General features: G+C 69.9%; 15 protein-coding genes. 8 read left to right on the top strand and 7 right to left on the bottom strand.

What is annotated here, in order from left to right; translation table 11 throughout:
• Positions 1–19 precede the first annotated feature (19 nt).
• Positions 20–2,134 (bottom strand): autotransporter, encoded by a 2,115-nt coding sequence (locus tag OH768_RS12200; RefSeq protein ID WP_406452932.1) that lies wholly within the window; start codon positions 2,132–2,134, stop codon positions 20–22.
• A gap of 186 nt (positions 2,135–2,320) precedes the next feature.
• Here OH768_RS12200 and OH768_RS12195 point away from each other — a divergent pair, with 186 nt between their 5' ends.
• Both OH768_RS12195 and OH768_RS12190 read left to right on the top strand, forming a co-directional pair.
• A complete protein-coding gene (locus tag OH768_RS12195) occupies positions 2,321–3,391 on the top strand; it encodes a family 43 glycosylhydrolase (protein WP_406452930.1) in 1,071 nt (356 codons plus the stop codon).
• Between the two features lies 1 nt (position 3,392).
• Entirely contained in the window at positions 3,393–4,805 is a 1,413-nt protein-coding gene (locus OH768_RS12190) for an RICIN domain-containing protein (RefSeq protein WP_406452928.1), read from the top strand.
• An 8-nt stretch (positions 4,806–4,813) separates the two neighbouring features.
• On the opposite strand, the gene OH768_RS12185 is transcribed toward OH768_RS12190, so the two are convergent.
• On the bottom strand, positions 4,814–5,887 hold the full coding sequence (locus tag OH768_RS12185) for a pectinesterase family protein (protein ID WP_406452926.1): 1,074 nt from the start codon (positions 5,885–5,887) through the stop codon (positions 4,814–4,816).
• A 39-nt stretch (positions 5,888–5,926) separates the two neighbouring features.
• The gene (locus tag OH768_RS12180) at positions 5,927–7,606 is read right to left on the bottom strand and encodes a rhamnogalacturonan lyase B N-terminal domain-containing protein (RefSeq protein WP_406452924.1); all 1,680 of its coding nucleotides are present in this window, start codon (positions 7,604–7,606) and stop codon (positions 5,927–5,929) included.
• A gap of 187 nt (positions 7,607–7,793) precedes the next feature.
• Between OH768_RS12180 and OH768_RS12175 the strand changes: the two genes are divergently transcribed.
• Positions 7,794–8,837 carry a rhamnogalacturonan acetylesterase gene (locus tag OH768_RS12175; RefSeq protein WP_406452922.1) on the top strand — a complete coding sequence of 348 codons (1,044 nt, stop codon included), beginning with the start codon at positions 7,794–7,796 and terminating at the stop codon, positions 8,835–8,837.
• A 78-nt stretch (positions 8,838–8,915) separates the two neighbouring features.
• A complete protein-coding gene (locus OH768_RS12170; RefSeq protein ID WP_406452920.1) occupies positions 8,916–10,622 on the top strand; it encodes a DUF2264 domain-containing protein in 1,707 nt (568 codons plus the stop codon).
• Here the strand turns inward: OH768_RS12170 and OH768_RS12165 are convergent.
• Entirely contained in the window at positions 10,567–12,129 is a 1,563-nt protein-coding gene (locus OH768_RS12165; RefSeq protein ID WP_406452918.1) for a hypothetical protein, read from the bottom strand. The two genes, OH768_RS12170 and OH768_RS12165, sit on opposite strands and share 56 nt — an antisense overlap.
• 180 nt (positions 12,130–12,309) lie before the next feature.
• Here OH768_RS12165 and OH768_RS12160 point away from each other — a divergent pair, with 180 nt between their 5' ends.
• Positions 12,310–12,732, top strand: a complete 423-nt coding sequence (locus tag OH768_RS12160) for an NUDIX hydrolase (protein ID WP_406465243.1) — start codon at positions 12,310–12,312, stop codon at positions 12,730–12,732.
• On the opposite strand, the gene OH768_RS12155 is transcribed toward OH768_RS12160, so the two are convergent.
• From OH768_RS12155 to OH768_RS12145, 3 genes are all read right to left on the bottom strand, one after another.
• A complete protein-coding gene (locus OH768_RS12155) occupies positions 12,719–13,444 on the bottom strand; it encodes a hypothetical protein (RefSeq protein WP_406452916.1) in 726 nt (241 codons plus the stop codon). The genes OH768_RS12160 and OH768_RS12155 overlap by 14 nt on opposite strands.
• A 22-nt stretch (positions 13,445–13,466) precedes the next feature.
• Positions 13,467–14,921 carry a hypothetical protein gene (locus OH768_RS12150; protein WP_406452914.1) on the bottom strand — a complete coding sequence of 485 codons (1,455 nt, stop codon included), beginning with the start codon at positions 14,919–14,921 and terminating at the stop codon, positions 13,467–13,469.
• A gap of 101 nt (positions 14,922–15,022) precedes the next feature.
• Entirely contained in the window at positions 15,023–15,604 is a 582-nt protein-coding gene (locus OH768_RS12145) for a TetR-like C-terminal domain-containing protein (RefSeq protein ID WP_406452912.1), read from the bottom strand.
• 124 nt (positions 15,605–15,728) lie between these two features.
• Between OH768_RS12145 and OH768_RS12140 the strand changes: the two genes are divergently transcribed.
• The 3 genes from OH768_RS12140 to OH768_RS12130 all read left to right on the top strand — a co-directional run bounded on the left by OH768_RS12140 (position 15,729) and on the right by OH768_RS12130 (position 18,984).
• Positions 15,729–17,006, top strand: a complete 1,278-nt coding sequence (locus OH768_RS12140; protein ID WP_406452910.1) for a YhgE/Pip domain-containing protein — start codon at positions 15,729–15,731, stop codon at positions 17,004–17,006.
• A gap of 65 nt (positions 17,007–17,071) precedes the next feature.
• Positions 17,072–17,680 (top strand): ArsR/SmtB family transcription factor, encoded by a 609-nt coding sequence (locus OH768_RS12135; RefSeq protein ID WP_406452908.1) that lies wholly within the window; start codon positions 17,072–17,074, stop codon positions 17,678–17,680.
• Positions 17,677–18,984, top strand: a complete 1,308-nt coding sequence (locus OH768_RS12130; protein WP_406452906.1) for an MFS transporter — start codon at positions 17,677–17,679, stop codon at positions 18,982–18,984. Before OH768_RS12135 ends, OH768_RS12130 begins: the two co-directional genes overlap by 4 nt.
• Positions 18,985–18,993 lie beyond the last annotated feature (9 nt).

The following is an 18,993-nucleotide window of genomic DNA, read 5'->3' as shown; positions in this document are numbered from 1 at the left end:
CAGGCCGCCGCCGTCAGGTCTATGCCGCGTGCCTCCCGCCCCCGCCTCCGCGCCTGCTCCCGCCCCGCGTGCGCTTGGTCGCCGGGACCAGCAGGGCGCCCAGGAGACCGAGTCCGAGGGCGTAGGGCCACCAGCCGAAACCGGCGCCGCGGGCGGTGTTCTCGGTGCGGGCCTCGGTGATCGTCGTTCCGGACGACGACTTGGGGTGGGCGGTGGGGGAGGAGGAACTGCTCGCGGTGACGGCGGTCAGGACGACGTCGTTGCCGTCGCCGCCCCGGTAGCTGATCCGGTACGTCGTGTCGGCGAGCATGAGCCTGCTGCCCTCGCGAAGTCCCTTGAAGGAGCCGGTCGTTGGGGCGTCGCCCGGGTGATCGAGGATCGTCACGGTCCGCGCGGCATGCGTACCGGCCGCCGAGAGGTCCAGGTCGCCGGCCAGGGCGACCTTGCCCGCCGCCTTCAACGGCTTGGCGCCCAGGACCAGTTCGCCCTTCGCGCTCTGCGTGTAGTTCCCGGTCACGGTGAGGCCGCCGCCCGCGATCACGCCGTCGTTCGTCACCGAACCCTTCACCGTGCCCGGACCGGTGAGCGTGGTCGCCACCCGCAGCCCGGACGTCCCCACGTCCAGCCGGGCGCCGGCCGAGGTGAGCCGGATCGCCTTGCTGTGGACGAGAGTTGCCCCCGACCGGAGCGCCAGCGTGCCCTTCGAGACCGTAGTCGTCCCCGTGTACGTGACCGACGCGCCCGTCAGCGTCGTCGTCGCGGTGCCGGACTGGACGAGGGACCCCTTGCCGGAGAGGTGTGACAGTTTCACGGGGAGCGACACGTTCCGCGTGACAAGGGTCCCGTCGTCGACGATCCGCCGCCCCTCGGTGCCGGTCAGCACCCCGCCGTCGCCGCCCCGCTTCCCGGACCCCAGCCGCAGCACCGCCCCCTTCTGCACGGTCGTCGAACCGTCGTAGTACTGCGGCGCCGCGAAGGTCACGTCGTTCCCGCGCGTCCCCGCGACGACGATGTCCCCGGCGCCGGGCGCGGCCAGCGTGTCGTGGTACTTGCCGCCGCCGATCGGCGCACCGAGGGTGACCGGACCGTCGTAGTCGAAGGTCAGCCTGGACCGGACCCCGCTCGCCGCGTGGAGGTTGATGTACACGGTGTCCTTGGTGCCCGGCATGAAGATCTGGTGGGTGGTGCCGTCGCCCCACTGGACGTCCGCGCCCTCGATGTTGGTGCCGCGCTTGTTCAACTGGTGGGCGATCGCACGCCAGTTGAGGCCGGAGTCGCTGAGCGACGGGTTGGTGTCGCCGCCCTGGTCGCTGTAGCTGTACTGGCCCGTGAGGACGACCTTGCTGCCCGGCCGGGAGTGCACGTTGACGTCGCTGCCGTACTCGCGCTGGTAGAAGTTCTGGCGCAGGGTGATCGTCTGGTAGAGCGGGGTGTCGATGATCCAGGAGCCCTGGTTGAGGATCGCGCGGGCGTTGGGCAGCGCGACCGGGTACTCGGGGCGGCCGACCGCCATGCCGGTGCCGTTGTCGATCACCCCTGAAAAGGGGTGGGTTCCGGCGAGGTCGAGGGTGCCCCACATGTTGCGGGGCTGGGTGACCAGGCCCGAGCCGCTGATGGTGCCGATGTTGAAGGTGCGGGTCAGGGAGAGGCGGAGGGTGCCGTCGACCCGGACGTTGAGCTGGTTGAGCTGGTAGCCCGGTGTGCTGTACGGGAAGTGGCCGATCAGGCCGGTGCCACCACCCGTGCCGTACTGGAGAGTTGTGCCGCGCTCGACCGTGATCGCGGGCGGGTCCGGGTTGCTGACGGTCGTGTACGGGTGGTTGCCGCCCTGGGTAGTCACCTTCTGCCGCTGCCGGGCCGCCGGGAGCGTGAAGTCGCTGTCCCTGGTGAGGATCAGCGTCCCGCCGCCGCGCACGGTCAGCGTGCCCTGGCCGCGGAACACCCCGTCGTACGTCGTCGTCCCGGCCGGCACGGTGACCACCGTGTCGCCGGCGAGCGTGACATCGCGGTCCGCCAGGACGTCGGCGGTGGCGTCGCGGGCACCGGCGGCCGAGGCGGGCGGCGCTCCGGCCAGGAGGGCGACGATCGCGAGGGCGCCTACGGCGGCTGCTGTCTTGTGGGTTTGGCTGCGCACGGGAGTGGAGACGGTTCGAGGCGCACCTGGATAACAGAAATTTCGAGATCGGACGGAAAGCGCTCTCTCAATGTCTCGTCGGACCCGTTGACCTCGTGGTGGCACACCCTTACCTTTTCGGCGTTCGAAGTCGTTCGTAATGACAGATGGTGTTCGCCACCTCGAACGTTTCCGAGAGGCAGCCGTATGAGCCGCAACGACGAACTGCCCCATGCCCCCAGCCGAAGGCTGATGCTGAAGGGAGCCGCTCTGGCCGCGGGCGCCCTGGCCATCGCGCCGACCCCGGCGACCGCGTCCCCGAAAGCAGCCCCGTTCGTGAACCCGCTCGTCCGCCAACGCGCCGACCCGTACATCCACCGGCACACCGACGGTCACTACTACTTCACCGCCACCGTCCCCGAGTACGACCGCATCGTTCTGCGCCGCTCCCGCACCCTCAACGGCCTTGCCACCGCCGCCGAGTCGGTGATCTGGACCAAGCACGCGACCGGTGTGATGGGTGCCCACATCTGGGCGCCGGAGATCCATCGCATCGGCGGCAAGTGGTACGTCTACTTCGCCTCAGCGCCCGCCGAGAGCGTCTGGGACATCCGTATCTGGGTCCTGGAGAACGCCAACGCCGATCCCTTCCAGGGCACTTGGGAGGAGAAGGGCCAGCTCGGGACGGCCTGGGAGACCTTCTCCCTGGACGCCACCACCTTCACCCACCGGGGCACCCGCTATCTCGCCTGGGCCCAGCACGAGCCCGGCATGGACAACAACACCGCCCTGTGGCTGTCGAGGATGGCGAACCCGTGGACCCTGACAGGTCCTCAAATCCGCCTGTCCACACCGGAGTACGCCTGGGAGACCGTCGGCTACAAGGTCAACGAGGGCCCGGCCGTCATCGCCCGCCATGGCCGTCTGTTCCTGTCTTACTCGGCCAGTGCCACCGACTGGCACTACTGCATGGGCCTGTTGAGCGTCGACGCGAACGCCGACCTGATGGACCCGGCGAACTGGTCCAAGTCGCCTACCCCCGTCTTCACCAGCAACGACACCACCGGGCAGTACGGCCCCGGCCACAACTGCTTCACGGTCGCCGAGGACGGCCGCAGCGACGTCCTCGTCTACCACGCGCGCCAGTACAAGGAGATCACCGGCGACCCGCTGAACGACCCCAACCGCCACACCCGGATCCAGCTCCTCGGCTGGCACCGCGACGGCACCCCCGACTTCGGCGTCCCCGTGGCCGACACCGTGAAGGAGAGTGTGTGAGATGAGACGTGCGTACGCCATCCTGCTCGCCCTGGTCTGCGCCCTCACCGCCGCCCTGGTGACGGCGGGCCCGGCCCAGGCCGCCGCCCAGACCATCACCAACGGCACGCAGTTCACGGACACTTCGGGCAACGCCCTGCACGCGCACGGCGGCGGGGTGATCAAGGTCGGCAGCTACTACTACTGGTTCGGCGAGGACCGCAACGCCGACAACACCTTCAAGTACGTGGACGCCTACCGCTCCACCGACCTGAAGAACTGGGAGTTCCGCAACCACGTCCTGACCCAGTCCAGCGCCTCCGAGCTGGCCACGGCCTACATCGAGCGGCCCAAGGTCATCTACAACGCGTCCACCGGCAAGTTCGTGATGTGGATGCACAAGGAGAACGGCGTCGACTACAGCGAGGCGAAGGCCGCAGTCGCCGTCTCCTCGACCGTGGACGGCAGTTACACCTACCAGGGCAGCTTCCAGCCGCTCGGCGACAACATGTCCCGCGACATCACGACCTTCGTCGACACCGACGGCACCGCCTACATGGTCTCCGCCGCCAACGAGAACTACGACCTGCACATCTACAAACTCACCGCCGACTACACCGCCATCGACAGCCTGGTCGCCAACCCGTGGGTCGGCGGACACCGCGAGGCACCGGCCCTCTTCAAGCGCAACGGCGTCTACTTCATGCTGACTTCGGCCGCCACCGGCTGGAGCGCCAACCAGCAGCAGTACGCCACCGCCACCAGTATCACCGGCCCCTGGACGGCCTTCACCAACGTCGGCGACTCGACGGCATACAACTCGCAGACGGCGTACGTCCTCCCGGTCACGGGGACTTCGGGCACCTCCTACCTCTACATGGGCGACCGCTGGGGCAACTCCTTCGGCGGTACCGTCAACGACTCCCGTTACGTCTGGCTGCCGTTGACCTTCCCGACCACCACCTCGATGTCCATGGCGTCCTGGTACCCGGAGGTGTCGATCGACACGGCCGCCGGCACGATCACCGGGACGAGCGCGACGTACAACACGCTCATCGCCAGGAACAGCAGCAAGTGCGCTGACGTGGCCAACCAGTCGCTGTGGCAGGGCATCGCGATCAGCCAGTACACCTGCAACAGCGGCACCAACCAGAAGTGGTGGTTCAAGGACCTCGGCACCGGCTACTACGAACTCATGGGCCGGGGCAGCTCGTTGTGCCTCCAGGAGAACTCGACCAACGTCACCCAGGAGAACTGCACGGGTGCCACCGCCCAGCAGTGGAGCCTGACCACGTCCGGCAGCTACGTCCTCGTCAAGGCCAGGACCAGCGGCGAGTGCCTGGACGTGTCGGGCGCGTCCACCGCCAACTCCGCCGCGATCATCACGTACGCGTGCAGCGGGGCGACCAACCAGCAGTGGACGCGCGGTAGTTGACAGCCCCATTACCGGACCGGATTCCAGCCGTCCGTGCCCGCCAGATACTTCTGGGCCGTGTAGTTCGCGGCCTGGGAGTCGGTGAGCTGCGGACGGTTGGAGTTCACCGTCGCGCCCGCCCCGGTGTTCTTGTACTCGAAGAAGCGGGCGTTCTTCCAGGAGTAGCCGCTCATGTCCGTCCAGGGCCCGGCGACCTTCACGGCGGCGGGCAACGAGGTCTGCCGGACGACCAGTTGGCCGACCGCGTCCGCCGACGGGTGCCAAGGGCGGCCCAGGTAGTACGTGTTGGCCGCCGCGGAGCTGGTCACCGAGCTGCCGGTGACGAGGATGCCGTACGTCTTCGCGGAGCTGGTGTTGGGCGCCGACAGGAAGCCGTTGAGACCGCCGGCTGTCGCGCCCGAGTTGCGCAACTGGATGTTGACGCGGTCGTAGACGGCGGTGGCGTTGCCGAAGACGAAGTCCACGTCACCCGATATGAACGACGAGTAGAAGTACTGCCGGTACTGGCCGGTCGACGAGGGCGACCAGTTGAGGACGGTGTCCTGGCGGCTGATGAACCGGTCTTTGGTGAAGGTCTGCCGGTCGCCCTGCGCGGTGATGGCGACGGCCTGGGTGTCCGTGATGTCGGGGTGGGCTGCCTTGTCGAAGGTGTTCTGGACGGTGATCCCGGTGACGGTGAGACCGCTCGCCGAGAACGTCGCCACCGAACTGCCCAGCGTGCCGTACTTGTTGCCACTGGCATCGGTGTAACCGGCGGCCCGGTCATAGCTGATGACGACGTCCTCGGCGTTGCCGGTGGCGCCATGGATGGTCAACCCCGTTTTCCCGGAGGGGACGTTGACGATCTCGGCGTACGTGCCCTTGGCCACGGAGATCGTGTCGCCGGCGGCTGCCGCGTTCACGGCGGCCTGCACGGTCGTGAAGCGGCCCGAACCGTCCTTGGCGACGGTGATGACGGTGGCGGCCCGCGCCTGGGTCACCAGCGACACCGCGACCAGCCCGAGGGCGGCCGCGGTACCGGTCGCCACGGCGGCGGCTCGACGCCGGGCGGGGGAGCGGCGGTGCGTGTTCGGCTCAGTCATGCCTACAAGTCGCCGCCCCCCGCCCGGGAGTTGCCGCCTCTAGGCCAGCAGATCGATGGCGTCGACCGACGTACCGGCGCTCAGGAACGACGTCGATCCCGACCCGCTCGCCACATAGATCTTCAGCGTGTTGTACGCGCTCGCGTCCGTCAGCCAGGCGGATGCCGGAACGCTGTACGTGAACGTGTAGTTGTTGCCCCGGTACGACCCCACGGTCAGCGACCGCGTGCTCGGCTGGGTGGGCGGCGAAGGGACGGCCGAGGTCCAGGTGTCGTTGACGACGACCTGCGGGCGGCCGTTCGCGTAGGCCGTCGTCACCCCGATGCGCAGTGTGTGCGCGGCGGCGAGCTGAGCGGCCGTCAGTTTGAAGTACACGATGAGGCCGCTGTTGACGTCCTTCCAGAGGTAGCAGGGGAACGCCGAGGTCTCCGTCCCGCTGCCGATGACGACATTCCCGGTCCAGGAGGCCGCCCTTACGTCCGACGGGTGCGCGTACGTCATCAGGTCCGCGTTCTTGAAGCCGCCGGGCGTGCCGTCCCAGTTGCCGATCCGCCAGATCGCGCTCGCGTTGGACGGGTCGTTCGAGGACGGGATCGCGATGCTGTTCAGCGTCGTCGTGCCGCCCGCCGTGACCGCCACCGACCCGGTGTAGACGGCGAGTTCACCCTTGAAGACGGTCAGCGTGTACGTCCCCGGCAGGACTCCGGCGATGGAGAAGTAGCCGTCCGACGCCCGCGCCGAACCCCAGTACTGTGCGGCCGAGTTGGCGAGCCCGACCGTGTACGCGTACGCCGTGTCCCGCCCGGTGATGCCGACGCCCGCGACCCGGCCCCGGCCGCCAGAAGCCACGTACCCGGAGATGCCGAGCGAATCGGCCCACGCGGTGGTGAGGTTGGCGTGGTAGAGCGAGGAGGAGGGCGCGCCGCCGTCCGTGAACGCGATGACGTACGGCCCCTGGAGACCGAAGCGCTGCGCCTCCGTCTGGTTCTCGCCGTAGTACAGGATCTCGTACAACCCGCCGCCGTCCGCGCTCTGATGGCGCAGCAGGGAGCGGTAGAACGGACCCCCGGACGCCTTCTCGTGGTTGCTGCGCACGACCCAGAGGCCGACGCTGCCGGTGGTCCAGCCGATGTAGTCGTAGTCGATGACCCGCTTCTTCGAGTAGTGCTTGGAGCGGGTCTGGCCGTCGGACTTCTCGAAGACGTCGGCGGACTCGATGGTGGTCGGCGCGTAAGTGTAGGAATCCGGCTCGTCGTTGAGGAACAGGCCGGCCTTCACGCGCACGATGTAGCGGGTCGCGCTGACCGAGGTGTCGGCCTTGTTGGTCCACAGGTAGACGTTGTTCTCGCCGCTGCGGGCCGCGTAGTAGTGCTTCAGGGTGCCGTGCGTGACGGAGATCAGGATCGTCGTACCGGACTGCGCGATCGTCACCGTGGACGCGCCGAGGCCGGACTCCACATGCGAGTTCATACCGCCGTAGCCCTGGTACTCGGTGCCTTTGTAGACCAGCGAGGTCAGATCGCCGTTCGTCTTGCTGACCTTGAAGACCAGGCTGGCGCCGGTGTCGACGACGTAGTTCGAACCGTCGTCGGTGTAGCCGAAGCTCGCGGCGGACGCGGTCTCGGCGAACGGCCCGGCGAGCGCCGCCGTACCGGCCACGGCCGCCGTGCCGAGGACGAAGGTGCGGCGACGGACCGGTCTGTTCACAGAACCGGACATGGGGGTGCCTCCTTCGGGAGGTGGGGGTGCGGGTGCTTTGGAGGGTGACAGTTGAATCGATTTCGCGAAAGGGCTTTCGCGGCCTGGGAGTTGGCGATGACGTGAAATTTGACATGGGGCTAGAAAGCGCTTGTCCGGAGCGGTACGGTCCACCGCCAGGCCTTGTCGTCGGACGGAGGAGCCACGGATGAGACGTTTCAACATCGCCCTGCTGGCCGCGGTGACCCTGAGCACCGCCCTGTCGGCAGCACCCGCACAGGCCCACGACCGCACGCCCCCGCTCGGCATCGCCGACTGCACCGCGACCGCCTGCCACTTCGACGTCCCGCCCGGCACCTACGACGTCACGGTCCGCCTCGGCGGCGAGTCGGCCGCGAGCACCGCCGTCACCGGCGAGACCCGGCGCTCCCTGCTCCCCGAGACGGCCACCGCCGCCGGGCAGACCGTGACCCGCAGCTTCACCGTGAACGTCCGCACCCCCGAGGGCGAACCCACCGGCCCCGACGGCACCCCCGGCCTAGACCTCACCCTGAGCGGCACCGCCCCCGCCCTCGCCGACATCCGTGTGACCCCCGCCCGCCATCCCCACCAGGTCATCCTGATCGGCGATTCCACGGTCTGCGACCAACCGGGCGACCCGTATTCCGGCTGGGGCCAACAGCTCCCGCAGTTCCTGCGCAAGGGCGTCTCGGTCGCCAACTACGCCGATTCCGGGGAGAGTACGGTCACCTATTTGGAGAATCCCTTGCTCTGGGGGACGGTTCAGCCGCTGATCAACCCCGGTGACCTCGTCCTGGTCCAGCTCGCGCACAACGACAAGACGACAGACGAGGCGACGTACCGCGCGAATTTGGAAACCCTCGTAGCGGGTATCCGGGACATGGGCGGTCGTCCGGTTCTGGTGACACCGATCGTCCGACGCTGGTTCAATGCCGACGGCACACTGAACAACGACACAGCACTGCTGGTGAACGGACTCGGCGTCGACCTGCCGGGCGTCGTCCGCTCGGTCGCCGCCGCCGAGGGGGTAACACTGATCGATCTCACGGCGCAGACCAAGGCGCTGGTGGAATCGCTGGGAGTGGAAGGCTCCAAGGCGATCTATCTCTACAACGAGAAGAAGGACAACACGCACACCTCCGTGCACGGTGCCACGGTGTACGCGGGCCTGGTCCGCGACGCACTCGTCGCCCGGCATCTGCTGCCGGAGGACCGGGTACGGGTGGGTTGAGACCCGAAAGACCCCTGGGGCGTTCCGACCGGAACCGGGGCGCCCCAGGCTCCACCCGCCGCCAGTGAGAGTGAGCCGATGCAACTGCCCGCAGACAACCGCGTGTTGAGCCCGCGCACCGGCTACACCCGCGCCCACTGGGAGACGGCCGCCGACGCCCTCCTCGCCGCCGTGGAGCCCTACGCCACCGAGGACCGCGCGCTCTACCACCTCCCGGGCACGCACACCAGCTGGTCCGGAAGGCTCTCCGACGGTCTGGAGGGCTACGCCCGCACGCTCCTGCTGGCCGCCTTCCGCCGCGACGAGACGGCACTGGAACGCTACGCCGACGGACTCGCCGCAGGCGTCGCGGGCGTCTGGCCCCGCATCGAGGAACGCGGCCAGCCCCTGGTCGAGGCGGCCTCGATCGCCCTCGCCCTGCGCCTGACCCGCCCGCTCCTCTGGGACCGCCTCGACGAGCCGGTACGACAGCGCGCGGCGGCCTGGCTCGCCGACGCCCTCACCGCCGAACCCTGGCCCTGCAACTGGGAGTTGTTCCCCGTCACGGTCGGCGGCTTCCTCCAGGAGATCGGCCACGAACCCGACGCCTCCCGCAAGGCCATCGACCACGGCCTGGAACGCATCGAGCAGTGGTACGTCGGCGACGGCTGGTACACCGACGGCGACGGCCGTAAGTTCGACTACTACAACGGCTGGGCCATGCACCTCTACCCGGTCCTGCACGCCTGGCTCGCCGACGACCCCCGACTCCTCGACCTCTACGGCACCCGCCTGGAACGCCATCTCGCCGACTACGCCCGTCTGTTCGGCGGCGACGGCGCCCCCATGCACCAGGGCCGCTCCCTCACGTATCGGTTCGCGACCACGGCTCCGCTGTGGCTGGGCGCGCTGACGGGCCGTACGCCACTGGCGCCGGGTGAGACCCGACGGCTGGCCTCCGGGGCGCTCCGCTATTTCCTCGACCGGGGCGCGGTGGACGACCGGGGACTGTTGAGTCTGGGCTGGCACGGCCCCGACGAGGCTGTCCTGCAAGGTTATTCGGGCCCCGCCTCCCCGTACTGGGCCAGCAAGGGTTTCCTCGGCCTGCTGCTCCCGCCCGACCACGAAGTGTGGACGGCGGTCGAGGAACCGGGCCCGGTGGAACGCACGGACGCGGTCACCGCGATCACGCCCGCCAACTGGCTTCTCCAGTCGACCAGTTCGGACGGCCTGGTCCGCCTCCACAACCACGGCAGCGAGGACGTCCGCTACGACCCGTACTACACGCGCCTCGCCTACTCCAGCGCCACGACGCCCTCGCCGTCGTACGACAACAGCGTGTTCGTCGGCGGCGATCCGAGCCGTACGGACATCGTGCCGTTGGGCGTGGGGGAGGGGCTGGTGGCCTCCCGGCACACGGCGGCTTCCGGTGCCCGGGTGACCAGCGTGGTGATGGCCGAGGGGGCGGTGGAGGTGCGGGCGCATCTGGTAGTGGGCGCGGAGGCCGGGACGCCGGTGCGGGTCACGGGCTGGTCGGCGGAGGACGGGCAGCGCGCCGAACTCGTCTCCCTGCACAGCCTGTTGGACGGTGAGGGTGTCGTCGGTGACGGGCCCACCCTGTTCGTCGCCCTCGTCCGGCTCAGCGCGGAGCCGGACCCCCGTCCCCTCGCGGAACTGGTGTCCGTGGAGGTCGACGGGGATCACGGCGTCTCCGTTCAGTGGGTCGGCGGCCGGCGGACGAACTACCGGTTCACGGAGTCAGCCGGGCTATCCGGAGCCTCGTGGCGGTCGGCGACGCCCCGTTGAGCGGGCTCGCGTAGGTCGGGGTGACCGGTGCGTACGCCCAGGTCAGTGAGCCGTTTTTCAGGACCGCGATGTCACCGGTGATCCGGGCGCTCACCACCTTGTCCGCACTCTGGAACTTGCCGTTCCAGTCGATGAGCCGCAGATGGGTGCCCGTGAAGGTGCCGGTGCAGGTGCCGGCCGCGCACTTGGCGCCCTTCAGGGACTCCCAGGAGACCAGGAGACGGTCCTTGCCGTACGGCGCGACGTGCACGTTGACGTTCTCGGTGCCGGCCGCGCTGGTGAGGTAAATCGCCTTGCCGGGACCGGAGTTGCGGTTGGCCATGAAGGCGACGGCGACCTGGTGGGTGCTCGTCTTCGGGGTCACCGTCCAGCCGCGCCCGCTGGAGTCGGCGGAGTTCTTCTTGGCCGAGGCGGCACCACGGGAGGCGAAAGCCGTGGCGTACCGGCCACTCGCCGACTTCACCAGGTCACCCGTGCGGCCGGGGAAGGTACCACCGCAGTACCCTGCCCAGCACTGCTCGCGCTGCACGACCGGCGCGACGTCCGGGGCGCCGATCCCGGTGGAGACGAACAGGCCCGAGCGCCAGTCGTCGAAGCACAGCGAGGTGAAGGCGCCGGTGGTCTCGGCGTGCAGCGCGATGCCCTCGTTGTGGCTGCAGCCCCAGCTCCAGCCACCGCTCAGCTTGGCGCCCTTGGCGCTGATGTAGGCCAGCTTGTCGCCGAAGTGGCCGTCCGCGAAGCCGCCCGCGCCGTGCACGACGAAGTACGCGCCGTACTTGCTGCCGTTCCAGGTGAGCTGGCCGTCGAGACCGGGGGAGGTGTCGTTCGACGCGGTGCCGGTGAGCTTGGTGCGGAAGGTCTGCTTGCCGTTCGTGTAGCGGATGATCGCGGCGGCCGTCTCCTTCCACTTGTTGGTGTCGGCCACCCGGGTGAGCAGCGCGAAACCGTCGTTGTGCGCGACCAGACCGCCGACCTCCTTGGCGCCCTTGACGACCGTGTCGGCGCCCGAGCGGGTCCCGGCGGCGGTGAGCGGGGTGACATGGACGCCGTCGGCGGCGGGCCAGGCCACGCGCAGGGTGCCGTTGGGGGCCACGGCCGTGGAAGTCCGGGTCCACTGGCGGGTGTTGTTGTAACCGGCCGTCAGATAAGGGAACTTGGCGGCGAGCGTCACCGCGGTGTTGGTCGGGGAGAGCGTGCCGGTCACGGCCTTGGCGGCGGCCGGGGTCTTCACTACCGCCTTCGGGGTGGTCGTCGGGGTGGTCTTCGCGGAGGAGGCGGTCGTGGTCGCCGTGGCGGTGGTGCCCGTGGACTCGGAGGCGGACGTGCTCGCCCCGGCCGCGGTCGAGCTCCCGCTACTGCTGTCCCCGTCGCCGCTGTCCGTCGCCGCGGTCGCGTACCACGCGCCGCCCAGCAGGGCCGCGACGGCGAGCGAGCCCGCGAGCGGCTTGCGGGCGATGCGGCGGGGGTCGCGGCGACGGTGAGAAGTGGTGCGTCTTGCGTTGGTCATGCCCCCAAGTCGCCGCCCGAACGGAGGAGGTTGCCACGCTGCCGGACGGAATGTTCGGGAGCCGTCCGGAGGTGAGACCGGCTCCACAGCCCGGGCGGGCCGATCCTGGTACGTTGGATGCTTTCCTGGGTATCAGACCCTTTGGACTCATCTCCGGCGAGGGACCGAGGAACCATGACCATGGACCCCGGCGACAAGCGGCTGGCGGCTGCTGTCGTGATGGACGACGACGGGCGCGTACTTCTGGTGCGCCGCAGCGCGACCGAGAGATTCCTGCCACGGGTGTGGGGCGTTCCCTGCGGGAAGCTGGAGCCGGACGAGCGGTCCGAGGACGGTGCGCTGCGCGAGCTCAAGGAAGAGACCGGGCTCCTCGGCGAGATCGTCCGCAAGATCGGCGAGTCGTCCTTCGTCAGCGAGTATCAGGGCCGCGAGACCAAGAACTGGCAGGACAACTTCCTGGTCAGGCCACTGATGCTGCAGATCACCCTCCCCGAGCCCGACCAGGCGTACCGCTGGATCCGGCCGTCCGAGCTGGCCGGCTCCGGCCTCGACATCGACGCGTACAACCTGGACGTCGTACGACAGGCCCTCACGAACTTCTGAGCGACTCCGTCAGACCGTTCAACGCGCCCAGATAGTCCTTCACATCGAGCGGCACCTTCGCCACCGCGCCCGGATGCGGGCCCGCGGCCGTGAACACGTCGGTGTGGCGCCGCCGTTCGGCACCCGTCTCCAGGAACAGCGTCACGGTCGGTACATCCGTGTCGCACCAGGCCCGGTGCAGGGTGTTCGCCGGCAGGGCGTAGGCGCTGCCCGCCGCGTACTGCCCCACATGTGTCAGCCGCAGCCGTGCCGGTCCCGTGGGCCGCAGAGCCCAGTCGGCACTGCGCTCGGCGAGCGACTCCTCGTACCGGTCCGCCGTGATCCCGCCGTCGCCCCGGGCCTCGTACAACTCCATCGCGAGCCGCCCCCGGACCACGTAGGAGGCAAGCGGGGAACGGTGGTTGTGGATGTCATCCGTGCCGATCGCCTCCGCGTCGGAATGCCAGAGATGTGCGCGCAGCATGTGGCGGGGGCCGCCGTCGATCAGCAACAGCTTGTCGAAACCCAGGACATGACGGTACGACAGCCCGGCGCAGTGCTCGGGATCCCCCTCGCCGGAGGCGAGTTCGGCCACCAGCTCCAACATCCGCTCGGGAGAGCCCAGTTCGGCGATGACGGCACGGGCCGCGGTCACCGTCTCGTCGTCGGACAGGTCGCCGTCCAGCGCCTCGGTCAGCAGCCGTCGCGCCGCCAGGATCTGCCGACCACCCATGCACTCACTCTCCAACTCGCCCTCACAACAGCCTCGTTCGAGTATCCGGCTGATACATCCATACGGCATGTGCGCGCAGCGCCGAAAGCCCCTGATAGGTCATCCAGATCGGCTGGCGCAGTTCCTCCGTCGACGTGAACATCGACCCGTCCCGGCTCCAGGACCAGATCCCGTCGGTCTGCGCCGCCCACACCGCGCCCGCCGACCCGTTCAGCCGCTCCTGCCAGGCCTCCTCCAGGCCGTCCTGCCGGGCGATCTCCTGGGCGCCCGGGGTGAGCAGGGCGCGCACGATCCAGGACGCGGTGAAGTGCCGTACGTTCAGCACCTCGTGGTGCGAGGAGTCGTCCGGGTGGCGGCGGCGCACCTCCTCCCGCAGGTTCGCCAGATCGGCGCAGGCGTCGTGCGCGGTCGCCGGGCAGGCCAGCAGCCAGCGCACCCCGTCCTCGCGCGCCGCACGCTCCACCGGCCCCTCGCCCAGGACCCGGGCCGCCCGGTCCAGGGCGACCACGGCCTGCGCGGTGTGCAGAGCGGAGGGCTGGGCGGGGTGCCGGACGGCGGGCCGGTCCGGGTGCGCGGGCCACGGCAGCGCCGACAGCCGGTGGCTCCAGCAGCGGCGGTGGCGGCGCTCCGGGTCGGGGAACGCGCCGTCGACCAGGGCGTCCCGCAGCACGGGAAGCGTCGGCGCGTCCGGCGCCGCGCGCAGCAGCCCCCGCATCACGGTGGTGACCACATGGGTCAACGCCCGCCCCGTACTGTCGAGTTCGGGTGTGAAGCCGGCCTCGCACCGCGCCACCTCGTCCGCCAGCCGCTCCCGGGAGGCCCCCGCCCGGGCCAGCGCGCCCAGCACCGTCGCGGTGACCTCCGGGCGGGCCACCGCCCCCTGCGAACGGGCCGACCAGCCGCCGCCCTGCAGCCGCAGCCGCCACAGCGTGTCGATGAGATCGCCGGTGTGCAGCCGTCCGTCCGGCACGCCCAGGTCCAGCACGATGTGCAGGCCGTACGCCGTGGCCAGCGAGGTCGGCCGGACCGGGCCGTCCAGCTCCTGGAGGGAGTGCGGCCAGCCGATGAGACGGCCGCGCACCGGGTCGTCGACCTCGGCGACCTGGGCGACGAGGGTGTCGTAGGCGGAAGCGAACACCTGTGGCAGCGGGCCGGGGACGGCCGGTGCCGGGGGAGCGGGGGCGGTCAGCGGTGCGGGGCCGGACGTGCGGGCCCGGAGCAGGGCCGCAGCCAGCCAGGTCATCCCGGCCGTGGCGAGGCCGCTCAGCCCGGAGATCAGATACTTGGCCGGTGCCCCGTCGATCGAGTCGGGCAGCACCTCGAACAGGAACTGGAACACCGCGTATCCGGCGGCCACACACCCGAACCGGCCCAGCCAGCCCACGAACCGGGCCGGCGGACTCCCGCTCGGCGGCGGTACCGGACCGGGCGCTCCCGGCGCTCTCAAGGGACCACGTCCCAGCTGCTGTTGAGACAAGTCGCGCTCCCTCCCCCCAGGGTGGCACGTGGCATTCGCGAAGCTTCCAGTCTAAGTGGTCAGCGATGCGCCTGGGGCGTGGACCGGAACCGCCGTCTCCGTCAGCCGTCCGCGGCTTCTCGGGGCCAGTGCGTCAGAGCCGTGTGCAACGCGTCGACCACCCGCTCCCACGACCGCTGAACATCACGCGGCGCGCCGAAGCCGCCGGTGGACTCCAGGGCGCAGTAGCCGTGGAACGTACTGCGCAACAGGCGTACGGCGTCGGTGAGATCGGGTTCCTCCAGGCCGTAGGCGCGCAGCAGGCCGTAGGTGATCTCGGCGGTGCGGCGCAGGGCGGGGGAGGTGGCGACCAGGGCCTGGTCGATGCGGATCTGGGTGGCCGCGTACCGGCCCGGGTGCTCCAGGGCGTAGGCCCGGTAGGCGTCGGCGAACGCGGCCAGCGCGTCCTGGCCGGAGCGGCCCGCGACCGCGACGGCGATCCGGTCGATCAGCTCGCCGCCCGCGAGGAACGCGACCCGGGTGCGCAGATCCTGGAGGTTCCTGACGTGCGAGTACAGGCTCGCGTCCTTCACGCCGAAGCCGCGGGCCAGCGCGGACAGACTGACGTTCTCGAAGCCGACCTCGTCGGCGAGGTCGGCCGCCGCTGCCACGACACGGTCGGCGGTGAGTCCCGCACGTGGCACGGCGCACCACCTCTCCTCTGGCCTGCGGTAACTGGAGACCCTAGGACAATAGCCAGTAACAAGAGGGGTGCCCCGCGTGTTTCCACACCGCCACCACCGGACTCCGGCACCAGACTTGACCACCATGGACGACGACTCCGGCACCCCCGCCCCCACCGGCCTCCGCGCCACCGCACTCCTCGGCCGCCCCAAGCTGTGGCTCATCCCCACCGTGCTCACCGGCCTGCTCGCGCTGCTGCTCTCCCTGCTCTACATGGGCGGCATCGTCGACCCCAACCGCGAGCTGCACGACCTGCCCATCGCCCTCGTGAACAGCGACGCGGGCAAAGCGCTCCCCGGGCAGCAACAGAACCTGGGCACCCAGATCGCCCACTCCATCGTCACCGACACCAGCAGCCGCGCGGCCGGCTGGCGTCAGCTCACCAGAGCACAGGCCCAGCGGGAACTCGACTCCGGCAAGGTCTACGGCGCCCTTGTCATCCCCGCCGGCTTCACGGACTCCGTCGCCGCGCTCACCACCGCGAACGCCACCGCCCGGCCGACGATCACCGTGCTCACCAACCCCGGCAAGGGCAGCCTCGGTTCCTCCCTGGCGAGCAAGATCTCGACGACCGCGGCCCAGCAAGCCTCCCTGACCATCGGCAAACAGCTCACGGCGGTGGCGAAGGCCGACTCCACGCAGAAGCTGCTGCTCGCCGACCCGGTGCGGATCGCCACCCAGGTCGGCCACCCCATCGGCGGCAACAGCGGCATCGGCCTGACCGCCTTCTACTACACACTGCTGCTGGTCCTGGCCGGCTTCATGGGCGGCAACGTCATCAGCAACGGCGTCGACACGGCCCTCGGCTACGCCGACAACGAGATCGGCCCCTGGCACACCCGCCGCCCCACGGTCCCGATCAACCGCACTCAGACCCTCCTCCTGAAGATGGTCATGACGGCCGGCATCACCCTCCTCAGCGTCTCCCTGATCATGCTCGCCTGCGTCAGCATCCTCGGCATGGACGCCACCCACATCCCGCTGCTGTGGATCTACTCCTACTGCGCGGCCCTCGCCGTCGGCCTCGGCGTGCAGGCCATCAACGCCGCGTTCGGCGGGATCGGCCAGCTGGTCTCCATGTTCGTGTTCATCGTCCTGGGCCTGCCGTCCTCCGGCGCCACCGTCCCCCTCCAGGCCGTCCCCGGCTTCTACCGCTTCCTCTCCCACTTCGAGCCCATGCGCCAACTCAGCGACGGAGTAAGGGCGATCCTGTACTTCGACGCCCGCGGCGACGCGGGCCTGACCCGCGCGTGGACCATGATCGGCGTCGGCACGGCCATCGGCCTGCTCTTCGGTTTCGCGATGGTCCGGTACTACGACAGGAAGGGCCACAAACGCCTGACACCGCAGCCGATGGCCTGAGGCTCAACTACGTGGCCAGATCGGAGAGTTGACTGTCAGACTTTCTGAGAGAACACTCTCACATCATGGATTCCGGCAATCGCTTCGGCGACATGGAGATCTCCGACCCGAAGGCGATGCGCGCACTGGCGCACCCCGTACGGCTCGCGATCCTCGAACGCCTCCAGCGCCACGGCCCCGCCACCGCTTCCCGGCTCTCCCCGCACGTGGGCGCCACCCCGTCCGTCACCAGCTGGCACCTGCGCCATCTCGCCGGCTTCGGCCTGGTCCGCGACGCCGAGGGCGGCACGGACCGGCGGGAGCGGCGCTGGGCGGCGGTGGCGCGGGGCTTCCGGTTCGAGGTGGCACAGGACGAGGAGGGCCGGTCGGCCGCGCAGGAGCTGGCCGGGGAGATGTTCGCGCGCAGGGCGGACGTGCCCCTGCGCTGGCTCACCGGTACGGCGCCCGACCTGGAACCGGAGTGGAGCCGGCTCGCCGGGGCGGGCGACACACGGATCATGGTGACGGCGGAGGAACTGGCCGCGCTGAAGGACGCGATGGAGGAACTGATCGCGCCGTACGTCGCCCGCAACCGGGATCGCCGGCCACCCGACGGCAGGGGCGTCCGCCTGCTGATGTACACCCTGCCGGAGGGCGCCGGGAACGAGGACAGCGCGACGGACATACCCGAGTGAAGGGCCGATGGACACCTCGGCCCGCGCCCGGCTCGCTGTGGCGGGACCGCCGTTTCGTACGGTTCTGGTGCGGCCAGACCGTCTCCCAGCTGGGCGACCGCATCTCCGAACTGGCCCTGCCCCTCCTGGCGGTCGGCGCCCTGCACGCCTCCGCGAACCAGGTCGCCTGGCTGACCGCCCTCGTCTGGACCCCGAACCTCCTCGGCCTGTTCCTGGGCGCCTGGGTGGACCACCGCCCCGGCAAGCGCCAACTCATGCTGCTCGCCGACCTGTTCCGCGCCGCGGTACTCCTCACCCTCCCGGTCGCCTACGCACTCGACACGGTGACGCTCGGCCAGCTCTACGCGGTGGCCCTGCTGACCGGCACGGCGGCGGTCGTGTTCAACACCGCCTACTCGTCCTACTTCGCGCACCTCGTGCCGCAGACGGCGTACGTCGACGCCAACAGCAAGCTCAGCGCGAGCAGATCGGTGTCCTACATCGCGGGCCCCGCGATCGGCGGCGGTCTGGTGCAGGCGCTGACGGCACCGGTCGCGGTGATCGCCGACGCGCTGTCGTTCGTCACGTCGGCGATCCTCGTCGGACGCAACCGCGTCGACGAACCGGCGAACAGCAGCCAGGCGGCCGGCCCTTCGCTACTGCGGCGGGCGAGAGAGGGCCTGGCCTTCGTGATCCACGAGCCCGTCATGCGGGCCGGGCTCCTCTGCGCCACGACCGTCAACTTCTTCACGTTCCTGGCGAGCACGGGTCTGCTGGTGCTGTTCGCCGACCGGGTCCTTCAACTGTCGCCTGGGGCCATCGGGTTGGCGTTCGGAGTGGGTGCGACGGGCGCCCTCCTGGGGGCTGTGACGGCTCCCGCGATCACCCGCCGGATCGGCGTGGGCCGCAGCATCGTCATCGGGGCGGTCCTGTACCCGGCCCCCATCGCCCTCATGGCGGCGGCGACGGGCCCGACCTGGGCCCGCCTCGGCATCCTGGGCGCGTCCGAGTTCCTCTCCGCCTTCGGCGTCATGCTCCTCGACGTCAACCTCAACTCGCTCCAGACATCGGTCGTTCCGGACGGCTTGCGGAGCCGGGTGACCGGGGCGTACAACACGGTCAACTACGGGATACGGCCGCTGGGCGCCCTGGCGGGAGGCGGGCTCGCCACGCTGGTCGGCCTCAGGGCGACCCTCGTCATCGCGGCCGTCGGCGGGGCGCTGTGCGTGCTGTGGCTGCTGCCCTCGCCGATACCGGGGACACGGGTGCTGGGGGAGGGCCCGGACGCCGACGCCGAGATCACGCGTGAGGAATATCGTTTCTGATTCGCCGCC

It is taken from the genome of Streptomyces sp. NBC_01622 (genome assembly GCF_045209635.1).
In the GTDB taxonomy this organism is placed as follows: domain Bacteria; phylum Actinomycetota; class Actinomycetes; order Streptomycetales; family Streptomycetaceae; genus Streptomyces.
The sequence above is the reverse complement of the archived record's forward strand: the minus strand, read 5'-3'. Positions and strand labels throughout refer to the sequence as shown.